This is a genomic window from Polymorphum gilvum SL003B-26A1, assembly GCF_000192745.1.
GTDB classification, from domain to species: domain Bacteria; phylum Pseudomonadota; class Alphaproteobacteria; order Rhizobiales; family Stappiaceae; genus Polymorphum; species Polymorphum gilvum.
Genome location: NC_015259.1, coordinates 1881039 through 1894637 on the forward strand (window position 1 = coordinate 1881039; position 13599 = coordinate 1894637).

Below are 13599 nucleotides of genomic sequence, written 5' to 3' on the forward strand. Positions count from 1 at the left end.
CCTGCTAGGCAGTTCTCCGGATGGAGGACGGACGGTGACTGCAGCGGCATCCATGCGCCAGACCATGGGCCAGACCATGGGCCAGGACATCTCGGAGGCGGGCCGGTTCTCCGATGTCGGCTGGATCGCGGCCGCGGGCGGGGCGTGCCCAGCCTGGCTTGCCCGGTTCGGGCTGCGCAGGGTCGCGGCGGCGTCGCTGCAGGCGCGGGCCGTTCCGGACGGGCTGCCGGACATCTGCGTCGCCACGGCGAGCGCAGCGAGCGCTGCCACGGACCTGCAGGACGTCCGCAGTCGCCTCGGCGACAACATCCATCTCGTTCTCCTGCTCGACGGACAGGTCGACCGGGAAGGGCTCCTGCGGTTGATCGAGGCCGGCGCGGACGACGTGCTGGTCCAGCCCGGCGAGGCGGACCTCGAGCGCGCGCTGTTGAAGGCACGCCGCGCGGTCGAGCGGCAGGCGCGGCTGCAGGCGCAGCTGGCGGAAAGCCGGGCGGCGCGCGACATGCTGCAGGCCGGCATCGACAACCTGCCGTCGCCGATCTTCTTCAAGAACCGCGCCGGCGTGTACAGCGGCTGCAATCGCGCGTTCGAGCGCTATATCGGCCTGCCGAAGGCGCGCATCGTCGGCGCCACGGTCCATGACGTCGCCCCGGAGCACCTTGCCCGCGTCTATCACGAGGCCGACGAGGCGCTGATGCAGCAGGGCGGCGTGCAGGTCTACGAGGCCAAGGTGCGCTACGCCAGCGGCGAGGTGCGCGACGTGTCGTTCAACAAGGCCGCGACCGTCGACGGGCGCACGGGGCTGGTGAACGGCATCGCCGGTGCCATGCTGGACATCACCGAGCGCAAGCGCCTGGAAGAGGAACTCAAGCGTGCGGCGGATCGCGATCCGTTGACCGGCGCCTTCAACCGGCGGAAGTTCTTCGACCTGGCGCAGGACGCCGAGCGATGCGCGCAACAGGCGGGCACGCCGCTGTCGGTCCTCGTCATCGACGTCGACCATTTCAAGGCGTTCAACGATCGGTACGGCCATGCCTGCGGCGACGCGGCGCTGTGCCATCTGGTGAAGAAACTGGGCGGCGAACTGGCGGAGCCGGCCGTGTTCGCGCGTGCCGGCGGCGAGGAGTTCTTCGTCCTGCTGCCGGAGCACGGCCTCGGCGAGGCAGTGCAGACGGCGGAGCGGATCCGCCACAGTGTCCTGACGGACCGCTTCTCCTTCGGGGGGCAGGACTTCGATCTGTGCGTCAGCATCGGCGTGTCGGTGTTGCGGTCCGGCGAAAGCCTCGACGAAACGCTGCTCAGGGCCGACAGCGCCCTCTACAAGGCGAAGGAATCCGGCCGCAACCAGGTCGTGCTCGCGCCCTGACCTTTCCGTAGGGCGGTCGGCGGACTAGGCTGTTCCCAGTCTCCAACGGGCAGGGCAGACATGGACGGCGAGCGGCAATCGATCCGGATCCTGATTTCCGGCCGCGTGCAGGGCGTCGGCTACCGGGCCTGGTGCGTGCGCAAGGCGTCGGCGCTGGGCCTGTCCGGCTGGGTGCGCAATCTTCCCTACGGACCGGTCGAGGCGGTGCTGTGCGGGCCGCCGGGCGCCGTCGCGGCGATGCTCGCCGCCGTCCGCAGGGGACCCGTCGCCGCGCGGGTCGACGACGTCCGCATCGTTGGGGAAGCGCCCGCAGCGCACGGGTCGTTCGCGGTGCGTACAACGCCCCCATCCTAAGATGCCGGTGGAAGTCGCGTCAAAATTCCGGCTAGTCTGGCAGAAGATGCGGAACCGTCATGCAATTCTCACGTTCGTGTCGTTAGCAGGAGGCAGAGCGGGTTCCGTCCCTGCATTGCGGCTGCGGTTCGGCCAATGATGGAGGTCCAATCTTGAAGATCGCGGTTCTCGGAGGGGACGGTTTCGTCGGCTGGCCCACCTCGCTGCATCTGTCCGACAGGGGCCACGAGGTTCACATCCTCGACAACCTCAGCCGGCGCTGGATCGACACGGAATTGGGTGTGCAGTCGCTGACGCCGATGGATTCGATCCAGGAGCGCACACGGATCTGGAAGCAGGAAAGCGGGCGGACAATCCGCTTCCACCTGATCGACGTCGCGCGCGACTACGAGGTGTTCAAGGCCTGGCTGGCGGAGCACCGGCCGGACGCGATCGTCCATTTCGCCGAGCAGCGCGCGGCGCCCTATTCGATGAAGTCGGCGCGGCACAAGAACTACACGGTCAGCAACAACGTCAACGCGACGCATCACGTGCTGAATGCGCTGGTCGAACTCGACCTCGACGCGCACCTGGTCCATCTCGGCACCATGGGCGTCTACGGCTATTCGACGGTCGGCGCGGCCATCCCCGAAGGCTACCTGCCGGTCGGGATCGAGACGATGGCGGGCGAGACGGTCCGCCAGGAGATCCTCTACCCGGCCAATCCGGGCTCGATCTACCACATGACCAAGTGCCTGGATCAGCTGCTGTTCCAGTTCTATGCCAAGAACGACGGACTGAGGATCACCGACCTGCACCAGGGCATCGTGTGGGGCACCAACACCGACCAGACCAGCCGCCACGTGCAGCTGATCAACCGGTTCGACTATGACGGCGACTATGGCACGGTGCTCAACCGGTTCCTGATTCAGGCGGCGATCGGCTATCCGCTGACCGTCCACGGCACCGGCGGGCAGACGCGCGCCTTCATCCACATCCAGGATTCTGTGCGGTGCATCGAACTGGCGCTGAAATCGCCGCCGCAGCGCGGCGAGCGTGTGAAGGTATTCAACCAGATGACCGAGACGCACCGGGTGCGCGACCTGGCCGAACTGGTCGCGAAGATGACCGGGGCCAAGATCGCCTGGCTGCCCAATCCGCGCAAGGAAGCGCCGGAAAATGACCTCGTGGTCACGAACGACGGCTTCCTGGACCTCGGCCTCGAGCCGATCACGCTCGCCGAGGGACTGCTGTCGGAAGTGGTCGACGTGGCACGCAAATACGCCTACCGGGTCGACCGCAGCCGCGTGCCGGCCGTCTCGGCCTGGACGAAAGAGATCGCCAAGGAGGTCGAGACCGATCCCGAGCACCCGCGCCTGCGCTCCGTCTCCTGAGAGGGCGGTCGTGGATTGCTCGGGACCGCGGTTCGACCGTCCGGCGGCAAGCCGGCGGGCCTATGTCACGCTGGTGACCAACGCGGACTACGCGACCGGCGCGACGGCGCTGCTGCGCTCGCTGCGCCATACGGGAACGGCGGCCGACCTCGTCGTCATGCATACGCCAGGGGCGGATGCGGACGACCTTGAGCCGCTCGCCGGCCTTGGTGCGCGGCTGTGCGCCTGCGACCGGCTGGCGACGTCGGAGGCGTTCAACGAGCGACACGAGCGCGGGCATCTGCATGCGGCGGCCCCCTTCACAAAGGGCGGAAAGCCGGCGTTCCACACCCCGCTCGACAATTTCGTCAAGCTGCGGCTGTGGCAGATGGAGGACTACGACAGCATCGTCTTCCTCGATGCCGACACGCTGGTTCTGCGGTCCTGCGACCGTCTGTTCCACTACCCGCAGTTCTGCGCCGCGCCCAACGTCTACGAGAGCCTCGGCGACTTCCATCGGCTGAATAGCGGCGTGTTCACCGCACGGCCGTCGCAGGCGGTGTTCGAGGCGATGACGGCTCGGCTCGACGCGCCGGACGCGTTCTGGCGGCGGACCGACCAGACTTTCCTGGAGACCTTTTTTCCCGACTGGCACGGGCTGCCGGTCTACTACAACCTGCTGCAATATGTCTGGTTCAACCTGCCGGAACTGTGGGACTGGGCCTCGGTGCGGATCGTTCACTATCAGTACGAGAAACCGTGGCAGGCGGGCCATGCCCGGGCGGACCGGCTGAAGCCGCTGATCGAGCTGTGGCAGGCCTTTTACACCGGCGCCGGCATCCCCGACGACATTGCCGCGCTGCCGGGGCCGACGCGATGAGGATCCTGCTGACCGGCGGGACGGGGCAGGTCGGCCGCTTCGTCGCCGCCCGGCTTGCCCGCGACGGCCACGACCTGGTCTTCCTCGGACGACGCGCGCCGGACGCGGGCCGCTTCGTGCCCTGGGACCTTGCCGACGATCCGATGAACCTGCCGGCGGCCGACGCGTTGGTCCACTGCGCGCTGCAGCATGTGCCGGGGCGGTTCCGCGGCGGGGAGGGGGACGATCCGGAGCAGTTCGTGCAGGCGAACCTGGAGGGCAGCGAGCGTCTGTTCGCGGCGGCCAAGGCCGTCGGCATCGGGCGCTGCGTGTTCCTGTCGAGCAGGGCGGTCTACGGCGACGGACGGTGCGGCGAGACCCTGCGCGAAGACGATCCGGCCGAGCCGGACACGCTCTACGGACGGGTCAAGCTGGAAGGCGAGCGGCGGCTTCAGGCGCTGTGCGATGACGGCTTTTGCGGCCTCGTCCTGCGTGCGACCGGGGTCTACGGGCTGGCGCCCGGAACGGGCGGTCACAAGTGGCAGGCGCTGTTCGCCGACTATCTGGCGGGCCGCGCGATCGAACCGCGCCGGGCCAGCGAGGTGCACGGCGAGGATCTTGCCGCGGCGGTGGCGCTGCTGCTCGGCGTGACCGGGCCTGCGGCCGGCTTCGGGGTCTGGAACGTGTCGGACCTGTCGCTCGACCGGCACGACCTGCTGGCGCTGGTCAAGGCGCTGACCGGTTGCCGGCATGCGCTGCCGGCGCGCGCGCAGGGGCCGGCGCCTGGCGTCATGGCGACGGAGCGGCTTCAGGCGCTGGGCTGGCGGGGCGGCGGACAGGCGCGGCTCGCCGCCTTCGTCCGATCCGTGGCCGAGACCCTGCGCTAGTCGGAGACGCGACCGGGCTCGTCGCCGGTGGCGAAGGCGAAGCCCTCGTCGGTCCAGCCGGCGATGCCGCCGATCATCAGCTTGACCGGCAGGCCAAGGCGGGCGAGGCGTACGGCGGCCTTGTCGGCGCCGTTGCAGTGCGGGCCGGCGCAATAGACGACGAACAGCCGGTCAGGCGCAAACCCGGACATCCGGCGGGCGGTGATCTTGCCGTGCGGCAGGCTGATGGCGCCGGGAACGTGGCCCTTGCGGTAGAGGTCGGGGCCGCGCACGTCGAGCAGGACGAAATCCCCGGCGCCGGCGGCGAGCGCGGCATGGACGTCCCAGCAATCGGTCTCGAAGGCGAGGCGAGCCCCGAAATGCGCGAGGGCTTCGGCGGACGGGGCGGCCGGGACGGCCGTGACCGGGTTGGACATTGCCGGTTCCTGCAGGATGGACGGAGGCTTCGATCAGGATGGCGCCATGATGCCGTCCGCCGCGCCCGGGCGCCAGAGCGTTTTCCGATCAAGCGGAACCGCTTGATCGGAAAACGCTCCAGCTTGTTTGCTGGAGCATAGTCTTATCGACCGGGTCGATTCGATCCGGTCGGAATATGTTCCAGAGGACTCAGCCCTCCTGTTCGGCGTTGCGGCGGCGGATTTCGCGGGCCCGCCGCTCCAGATCGTCGCCGTCGCGGTCTTCGGCGCGCGGCTTTCGAGGCGGCGAGGATGCCGGGGACGGCGTCGAGGGGGCGTCGTCCATCATGCGCATGGAGCGCGGCAGTTCCAGCTTCTCGCGCAGCCGGTCGACGACCTCGGACGGCGCGTCGCTGCTTTCGTAGCTCATGTGGGTGAGCGGGACCCGGCGCCCGGCAACGATCAGCACCGGCCGCTGCCACACTTTCCTGGACAGGAAGTTGTGGAAGAAGCCGGCGCGTTCGAGCACGACGTTCTCCAGCGCCGACAGCGCCAGCCGCTCGCTGCCGATCAGGCGTCCGGAGACGCTGCGATGCTCGAGCAGCAGACGGTCGTTGGCCTTGTCGAAGATGACCCGGGTGCGGGCGGCCTGACGGTGGATGCGCACGATCAGGGCGCCGGCGGCGACCAGCGCGACCGCAGAGGGCCACAGGCTGTCGGCGGCGAGGCCGCCGACCGCGCAGGCGATTGCGCCGATGGCGAGGATGACGATCGAGACGCGTGCCTGCACCTTGTCGTCGTGGATATATTCGAGGCGGTTCGGGGTCGGCGAGACCAGATCCATTGCGCGTGCCCAAGGTTGCGGCTGCAGCGAGGAGGGATCTCCTCGTCCTGGGTCGTCACTTTTATCGATCTGGCTTGCGGGAAGCTTGCGTCAGCGAACGAAAAACCCGCCGGCCGGGCCGGCGGGTCCGTTGTCAGCTCCGAACGGGACGGTCAGGCGCTGACCAGACGGCCGTCGAGCAGCGCGCCGGTCGCCGGAGACACCGTGCCGATGGTGCGGATGTGGGCGATGATCTCGTTGCGGTAGACCAGGCCGGTGTGGTCGTAGTCGAGTTGGCGCATGTCCATGCTGGGGATGTCGCCCGGCACGCCGCCGGAGATCGGCTTGCCGTTCCACGCCTCGCCGAAACCGCCGAGCGAGATGTAGGTGTTGAAGGCGACCTTGAAGGACTTGTCCATCAGCTGATCGATCGGCGTGCCGTCGATGGTGACGTCGGCGGCGCGTGCCTCGGCGGCGGAGGCGCCGAAATCGATGCGGTAGCGCAGGGTCCTGGAAAAATGCAGGAAGCCGCGCGACACGAACTGGGTCAGGTCGATGCCGCCGGCGGCGAGTTCCTCGGGCCGCACGACGCGCTTGGCGTTGTTGTCGAGCATGTCGAGGATCTGCGCGCCGGTCATGGTCGCCACATGCACGTTGTCGGCATAGGGCATGACGTCGTACCAGGCCTTGAAGCTCAGCGGCCCTTCGGCGACGCCGGCGGTCAGGCCGGTGGCGTTGAACAGGGCGATGTCGATCGGGCCGCCGGGGAAGGTCGCCGAACGATCGACCAGGGCATCGTTCATGAAGTTGGCGATCGCCACCTCGCGGATGTAGCGGTCGGCGATGGTGCGCTCGGTGGAAACCAGCGCGCCGTCCTCGACGGTGCCGATCTGCTCCGCCAGCTTGCTGTCGAGCGCCTTGATCAGCGGCAGCACGTGTTCGGCCTCGAAGTCGGCGTCATAGTCGCCGTCGTGCTCGAGCCCGGCGTACTTGGGATCGTCCGCCTTGACGCGGTCGTCGCGCTGCTTGATCGCATGCAGGCCGACCGAGGAGAACCAGGCCTTACGGCCGCTCTCGGCGGCGATCGACATGGCGATATCGCCGAGGAACTTGCCGTTGGCCTCGGCCTGGGTGATCAGCACGCCCTCGACGACGTTGTCGACGTCGATGCCCTCGCCGTTGAGCTTGGTGTGCGAGTGGCCGCCGAGCAGGACGACGGGCTTGTCGGTGAGCGGGCCGGCGGCGGCGGCGATGTCGAGGTCGCCTTCACCGATCATGCGGGCGGCGCCGGCCTTGCCACTGCGGTGGGAGCCGGAGCCGAAGCCGCAGTGGGACAGGATGACGACGACGTCGGAGATTTCGGCGACCGCCGGCAGGACGTTGCGGACCGCCTCGACCGGGCTGGCGACGGCGAGCGTCGGGTCGGACGGCTGGCCGACGCGGGTGTCGACGGCGGTGGTCAGGCCGATGAAGCCGATGCGCAGGCCCTTGGCCTCGGCGACCGCCGCACAGACATAGTCCTCGTCGCGGGCGAGGAACTGAGAACCGTGCACGTTGGCCGACAGGACGGGGAAGCGCGCGTCGCGCTTGAGGCCGACCTTGAGCAGTTCGGCGCCGCGGTCGAACTCGTGGTTGCCGAGCACGGCGATGTCGACGCCAGCGGCCGAATAGGCCCGGTAGGCCGGGTCGACGACGAATTCCTCGGGCGACCAGCCGGTCAGTTCGTCGAACACCGAGCCGGTGTGGTCGTCGCCGACGGAGACGAACAGGACGATCTCGTTGTCCTTGGCATCGGCCCGAGCCTGCCGGACCTTCCTGACCATCTGCGACAGGCGGTGGGTGTCGCCGCGCGCGGCGTGCATGTCGGTGATGTGGTTGTGCATGTCGTTGAAGTGCATCAGGCGCAGCACGCGGCGCTCGCCGGCCGGCAGGGTCGGGGCCGGCACCGGGTTGCCTTCCTCGGTGACGATCGCGCGGATCGGGCCCGACAGCGGATCGCCCTTGAGCAGGAACAGGCGCTCGACCGCCCCGGCCGGGTTGGCCTCGACCGGGGCCATCAGCAGTTCGCCCGGACCGGCGGCGGCCTGGGCGCGGAAGACAACGACGGGCGAAAGGGCGGACAGACCGGCGGCGGCGCTGGCCTTGAGGAAGCTGCGGCGGGACATGAATCCGGTGTCGATCGGCATAGGACTGCTCCTGGAGTCGGTGCGCGCGGCCATACGCGCGGCGGCACAGACCTAGTCGGCATCCTTGAAGTCCTTGTGACAGTCGAGAAAAGCGTTCCCCGGCAGAAACGCAACCTCAGCGCGCGGCGTCGCGGGTCGGGCCGAACAGATCCTCGAAGGCGGCGCGCAGGACCATATCGGATTCAGCCATCGAGACGGGGATGCCGAGATCGACCAGACTGGTGACGCCGTGGCGGGCAACGCCGCAGGGGATAATGCCAGAGAAATGCTCCAGATCCGGATCGACGTTGAGGCTGATGCCGTGGAAGGTGACCCAGCGACGCACGCGGATGCCGATCGCGGCGATCTTGTCCTCGACCTCGGTGCCCTTGTCGGGGCGGCGGACCCAGACGCCGACGCGGTCCTCGCGCCGCTCGCCGCGGATGTGATAGTGCCACAGGCTGGCGATCACCCAGGCCTCGAGCGCGGCGATGAAGGCGCGCACGTCCTGTTGGCGGCGCCTGAGATCCAGCATGACATAGGCGACCCTCTGACCGGGGCCGTGATAGGTGTACTGGCCGCCGCGACCGCTGCGATGGACGGGGAAGCGTTCCGGGGCGAGCAGGTCCTCCGGCCGGGCGCTGGTGCCGGCGGTATAGAGCGGGGGATGCTCGAGCAGCCAGACGCGCTCGCCGGCGGTGCCGGCGGCGATGCGCTCGACCCGCGCCTCCATCTCCGCGACGGACTCCTCGTAGCCGACCGGTTCGTCGGTCACCACCCACTCGACCGGCGGCGTATCGATCCGGGGATGAAAGTCGGGGAGGAGGGCTTCGCGATCGACAGCGGACATGGGCGTTAAGAATTTGTTAACCATCAACTGGCGATGGTGGGGTAAGGATTTGTTAACCGGCAGCCGCAGCGGCGCCTGCCGGACGTTCCTCTTACAGGCGGACCGGTCCGATGGCCACCTTCGATGAAATCAGCGTCGACATTTCGGTCGTGCTCGGCACTACGGAGATGCCCGTGCACCAGCTGCTGCGCATGGGTCGCGGCGCGGTGATCGACCTCGACGTCGCCGAGGAAGACGACGTCAAGATCTTCGCCAACAACACGCTGGTGGCCAAGGGGCAGGTGGTTCTGCTCGGCGAGCGGATCGGCGTGTCGATCACCGAGGTGCTGATGCGCGCGCCGGAGGTGCGTCCGATGCGCACGGACGGGCCGCTCTGAGCCCGGTGATGGCCTGGTCCGGCTAGTGTGGATTTCCGGTTCCATCGCTCTTGCGCGGCAGAATCCGATTTGCTACATGGGGCGCCTCGGTGCCTGACGGCGCCGGAACACGAGCGGTCGTGGCGGAATTGGTAGACGCGCAGCGTTGAGGTCGCTGTGGGGTAAAACCCGTGGAAGTTCGAGTCTTCTCGACCGCACCATTTGCAAGGCCCTTGCAGGAACTTCGTCCAGAGGTTCGTGCAAGGGCCTTGTCGTTTACGCGGGCCTTCGCCGGCGCCTGCCGCGCCCTGCCGCGCGTGGCGTTGCCGCTCGCGCTCGCGGCCGGGCTGGCGGGGTTCGTCTCGCCCGAGCAGATGCGCAACATGCGCCGGCCGCCGTTCGAACTCGCCAACCTGACCTGCGACCAGCTCTGGTACCTGCGGGAGAAGATCCGCGCCGACGGCGGCATCTGTCCGCGCGACGAGCGGGCGCGGCGTGCCTTCTTCCGCACACGGACCTGCATTTCGCCGGACGAGCGCGTGCTGCCGGCCGAGGTGAGAACCTATCTCGACGCCGTGCGCAAGGCCGAGCAGGCGCGCGCCTGCGACGCCGAATGATCCGTTTGCCACGGTCGTGGCCGTCATAAAAAGGCGCATGCTTTCCCATAGCCAAAGCAGGTCCGCACGGGTAGTTCTGGGGACGGCCGCGCCGCCGGCCGGCGTACCAGCCCAGACACGACCGCACGCACACCCGGAACCTGGAGGGAGTTCATGACGAATGCCGAGATCGTCGACGCCGCCCCTGCACCCGCCGCGATCCCGGTCCGCGACGAGGACGGCCGTCTGACCGACTCCTTCCTCGGGGCGGTGGAAGCGGCGCTGGCGGCGGAGGACCGCGACGTCCTGCTCGCGCTGGTCGGCGATCTGCACGAGGCCGATGTCGGCGCCGTGATCGAGACCCTGGCAGAAGACGAGCGGCCGGCCTTCGTGCGCCTGCTGGGCGACGCCTTCGACTACACGGCGCTGACCGAACTCGACGAGGCGGTGCGCGTCAAGCTGCTGGAGGAACTGCCGACAGCCGATATCGCGGCCGGCCTCGGCGAACTCGATTCGGACGACGCCGTCTACATCCTGGAAGACCTCGACGCGGAAGATCAGGCGGCCATCCTCGGGGAACTGTCCTACTCGGACCGCATGCAGATCGAGCGGGCGCTGGACTATCCGGAGGAAAGCGCCGGCCGGCGCATGCAGACGGACTTCATCGCCGTGCCGCCGTTCTGGACCGTCGGCCAGACCATCGACCACATGCGCGAGGCGGACGACCTGCCGGAGACCTTCTACGAACTCTATGTCGTCGACCCGGGCTTCCGCCTGATCGGTGCGGTGGCCCTGAACAAGATCCTGCGCACGCCGCGCGGCGAGAAGATCTCCGCCATCATGACCGAGACGCGCCACAGCGTGCTGGCGACGGAGGACCAGGAAGAAGTGGCGCGGCGGTTCGAACGCTACAACCTGGTGTCGTCGGCGGTCGTGGACGAGGCCGATCGCCTGGTCGGCGTGCTGACCGTCGACGACATCGTCGACGTCATCCAGGAGGAGGCGGAGGAGGACATGCGCGCGCTGGCCGGCGTCGGCGACGAGGAGATTTCCGACAGCGTCGTGACCACCGCCCGCTCGCGGCTGACCTGGTTGGTGGTCAACCTGGGGACTGCGATCCTGGCGTCCCTGGTGATCGCCCTGTTCGACGATACCATCGAGGCGATGGTAGCGCTGGCGGTACTGATGCCGATCGTCGCCTCGCTCGGCGGCAACGCCGGCATGCAGACGATGACGGTGGCGGTACGGGCGATCGCGACCCAGGACCTGGACGCGCGCAACATGATGCGGGTGCTGCGCCGCGAGGTGCTGGTCGGAATCGTCAACGGCGTGGCGCTGTCGATCCTGATCGGCGTCGTCGTCTACTTCTGGTTCGACAACCCCGGCCTCGGCATGGTCATCGGCAGTGCGATCGTCGTCAATCTTCTGTTTGCCGGCCTGTGCGGCCTGCTGATACCGATCACGCTGGACCGGTTGCGGGTCGACCCGGCGATCGCCTCGAGCGTCTTCGTCACCATGGTGACCGATGTCGTCGGATTCTTCGCGTTCCTTGGCATAGCTGCGGTCTGGTTCAGTCTGCCATTCTGACGCGTGTTGTGCCGCCCAAGCATCCTAACGGTTTTAGCGATTACGTAAATTTTACAATTCCGAGCTAGGCTTCCCTAGCGTCAAACGGCATTTTTCGGATCCCATGCATATTGTCCTCGTTGAACCGAGCCTGTTCGGCCGGCGAACCCTCGGCAATCTCCTCGAAAAGCGCGGCCATCGGGTCGACGCCTTCCCTGACGCCGTGGGCGCTCTGCAGTTCATCAGAAAGGTCACTTCGGTGGAACTGGTGCTGATCAGCCTCGAAATCGAAGGCATGACCGGCCTGGAATTGTGCTGGCAGTGTCGGCTGATCGCCCAGGAAGGCCGGAGCCTGTACATCATCGCGATGTCGTCGTGCGGCGAGACCGAAAAGGCCATTGAGGCCCTCGACTGCGGCGCCGACGACTATGTCCGCAAGGCTCCGGCGCCAGAGGAACTGTTTGCCCGGATCCGGGCGGCCGAACGGCTGAACATGATGCAGAGGGATCTGGTCCGGCTGGCGACGCGCGACCCGCTGACGGAACTTTTCAATCGCCGCGCCTTTCTCGACGCCGCGCAAAAGCACATCCGCGACGCCTCCGATCTGATCCCGGTCAGCGTCATCCTGCTAGACATCGACCATTTCAAGGCCATCAACGATGCACATGGCCATGCGGTCGGGGACCTGGTGCTGCGGGCGGTGGCGGAGATCCTCGCGCGCAGCAACGAACTGGCCGGCCGACTGGGCGGAGAGGAGTTCGCTGTGATTGAGCCGGGCTGCACCGCGACGCAGGCCTGCATTCGGGCGGAGGTGTTACGGGCCGACCTGCAGAGGGTCGATGTCCGGCACGCGGACGCTGTCATTCCGGTCACGGTCAGCCTCGGGGTCGCGGAGGTTCCGATCGGACGGGAGGATGCCTTCGATTACGCCCTGTGCCTGGCAGATGCGGCGATGTACGAGGCCAAGAGGCTCGGCCGCAACCGGGTCGTGGCGGCCGGAGCCCTGCGCGGGCGCGCTTCGGCCTGATCTACCGGCCTGAAACCGGCTCGGGTCCACGCAGATATTCCATATATAAAATACTGATATTTAAAGGTATATATTCATATATTGACTTTAACGTAAGGATGCATCTAGGGTCTGTTCGCAGGGGGAACCATGCAGCAGCGCCTTTACACGATTACCCAGCTCACCCAGGAGTTCGGCATCACGACGCGCACGCTGCGCTTTTACGAGGCGCAGGGCCTGTTGACCCCGCAGCGCCGTGGCCGGCAACGGCTGTACCGGCCCGCGGAGCGTACGCGGTTGAAGCTGATCCTGCGCGGCAAGCGGCTCGGCTTCTCGCTTGCCGAGATCCGCGAGATCATCGAGATGTACGGCAAGGCGCCGGGCGAGGTGGGCCAGCTGCGCCTGCTGATGACCCGCATCCGCGACCGGCGCGCCGAACTGGAGGAAAAGCGCCGAGACATCGAGCTGACCCTGGCCGACCTGGATGAGGTCGAGGCGGGTTGCCGGGCGCGCATGGCCGAACTCGGCCTTTCGGATGCCGTCATGGAGGAGGCCGGCGCATGAGCGCATTCGAACCGAAGGACCCGGACTGGGAGGTGCGCGTGCGCGCCAGCTATGCGCGCCAACCGTTCATGGAGCACCTGGGCGCCGTCCTCAGCCATCTGGCTCCCGGCGAAGCCGACATCGCCATGGCGTTCCGTCCCGAACTGACGCAGCAGCATGGGTTCTTTCACGCCGGCACGACGACGTCGATCGCCGATTCGGCCGCAGGCTATGCGGCGCTGACGCTCTATCCGCAGGGCACGGGCGTGCTGACCACGGAGTTCAAGATCAACCTGCTCAATCCGGGCCGCGGCGCACGGCTGGTGGCGCGCGGACGCGTGCTCAAGCCCGGGCGGACGCTGACCGTCTGCCGGGCCGACGTCTACGGTCTGTCGGACGGCGGCGAAACCCACGTGGCGACCGGCCTGTTCTCGATGATCTGCCTCGAGGGGATGGCCGACTAGGGGACGCGGGGCGCAGG

General features: G+C 67.7%; 15 protein-coding genes and 1 tRNA gene. 12 read left to right on the forward strand and 4 right to left on the reverse strand.

Annotation, left to right across the window (positions count from 1 at the left end):
* Positions 1–34: 34 nt before the first annotated feature.
* The 5 genes from SL003B_RS23805 to SL003B_RS09070 all read left to right on the forward strand — a co-directional run bounded on the left by SL003B_RS23805 (position 35) and on the right by SL003B_RS09070 (position 4818).
* Complete coding sequence (locus tag SL003B_RS23805) at positions 35–1366, forward strand: GGDEF domain-containing protein (RefSeq protein ID WP_013652533.1); 1332 nt, start codon at positions 35–37, stop codon at positions 1364–1366.
* 60 nt (positions 1367–1426) lie between these two features.
* Positions 1427–1720 (forward strand): acylphosphatase, encoded by a 294-nt coding sequence (locus SL003B_RS09055; protein WP_013652534.1) that lies wholly within the window; start codon positions 1427–1429, stop codon positions 1718–1720.
* Between the two features lie 152 nt (positions 1721–1872).
* A complete protein-coding gene (locus SL003B_RS09060) occupies positions 1873–3093 on the forward strand; it encodes an NAD-dependent epimerase/dehydratase family protein (protein ID WP_013652535.1) in 1221 nt (406 codons plus the stop codon).
* Positions 3094–3103: 10 nt separating this feature from the next.
* On the forward strand, positions 3104–3952 hold the full coding sequence (locus SL003B_RS09065) for a glycosyltransferase (RefSeq protein WP_013652536.1): 849 nt from the start codon (positions 3104–3106) through the stop codon (positions 3950–3952).
* Entirely contained in the window at positions 3949–4818 is an 870-nt protein-coding gene (locus SL003B_RS09070; protein WP_013652537.1) for an NAD-dependent epimerase/dehydratase family protein, read from the forward strand. The genes SL003B_RS09065 and SL003B_RS09070 overlap by 4 nt, the downstream gene beginning before the upstream one ends.
* On the opposite strand, the gene SL003B_RS09075 is transcribed toward SL003B_RS09070, so the two are convergent.
* From SL003B_RS09075 to lipB, 4 genes are all read right to left on the reverse strand, one after another.
* Positions 4815–5234 (reverse strand): rhodanese-like domain-containing protein, encoded by a 420-nt coding sequence (locus SL003B_RS09075; protein ID WP_013652538.1) that lies wholly within the window; start codon positions 5232–5234, stop codon positions 4815–4817. The genes SL003B_RS09070 and SL003B_RS09075 overlap by 4 nt on opposite strands.
* A 190-nt stretch (positions 5235–5424) precedes the next feature.
* Complete coding sequence (locus tag SL003B_RS09080; RefSeq protein WP_013652539.1) at positions 5425–6057, reverse strand: hypothetical protein; 633 nt, start codon at positions 6055–6057, stop codon at positions 5425–5427.
* A gap of 152 nt (positions 6058–6209) precedes the next feature.
* Positions 6210–8222: a bifunctional metallophosphatase/5'-nucleotidase gene (locus SL003B_RS09085; protein ID WP_013652540.1), complete on the reverse strand. Its 2013-nt coding sequence runs from the start codon at positions 8220–8222 to the stop codon at positions 6210–6212.
* Between the two features lie 115 nt (positions 8223–8337).
* Complete coding sequence (gene lipB, locus SL003B_RS09090) at positions 8338–9051, reverse strand: lipoyl(octanoyl) transferase LipB (protein WP_013652541.1); 714 nt, start codon at positions 9049–9051, stop codon at positions 8338–8340.
* Positions 9052–9161: 110 nt separating this feature from the next.
* Between lipB and SL003B_RS09095 the strand changes: the two genes are divergently transcribed.
* From SL003B_RS09095 to SL003B_RS09125, 7 genes are all read left to right on the forward strand, one after another.
* Complete coding sequence (locus SL003B_RS09095; RefSeq protein ID WP_013652542.1) at positions 9162–9428, forward strand: FliM/FliN family flagellar motor switch protein; 267 nt, start codon at positions 9162–9164, stop codon at positions 9426–9428.
* Between the two features lie 113 nt (positions 9429–9541).
* Positions 9542–9628, forward strand: a tRNA-Leu gene (locus SL003B_RS09100).
* Between the two features lie 48 nt (positions 9629–9676).
* The gene (locus SL003B_RS09105) at positions 9677–10024 is read left to right on the forward strand and encodes a YARHG domain-containing protein (RefSeq protein ID WP_013652543.1); all 348 of its coding nucleotides are present in this window, start codon (positions 9677–9679) and stop codon (positions 10022–10024) included.
* 153 nt (positions 10025–10177) lie between these two features.
* Positions 10178–11590 carry a magnesium transporter gene (mgtE, locus tag SL003B_RS09110; RefSeq protein WP_013652544.1) on the forward strand — a complete coding sequence of 471 codons (1413 nt, stop codon included), beginning with the start codon at positions 10178–10180 and terminating at the stop codon, positions 11588–11590.
* 103 nt (positions 11591–11693) lie between these two features.
* On the forward strand, positions 11694–12596 hold the full coding sequence (locus SL003B_RS09115) for a GGDEF domain-containing response regulator (protein WP_013652545.1): 903 nt from the start codon (positions 11694–11696) through the stop codon (positions 12594–12596).
* 129 nt (positions 12597–12725) lie between these two features.
* On the forward strand, positions 12726–13139 hold the full coding sequence (locus SL003B_RS09120) for a MerR family transcriptional regulator (RefSeq protein WP_013652546.1): 414 nt from the start codon (positions 12726–12728) through the stop codon (positions 13137–13139).
* On the forward strand, positions 13136–13582 hold the full coding sequence (locus SL003B_RS09125; protein WP_013652547.1) for a PaaI family thioesterase: 447 nt from the start codon (positions 13136–13138) through the stop codon (positions 13580–13582). Before SL003B_RS09120 ends, SL003B_RS09125 begins: the two co-directional genes overlap by 4 nt.
* Positions 13583–13599: the final 17 nt, after the last annotated feature.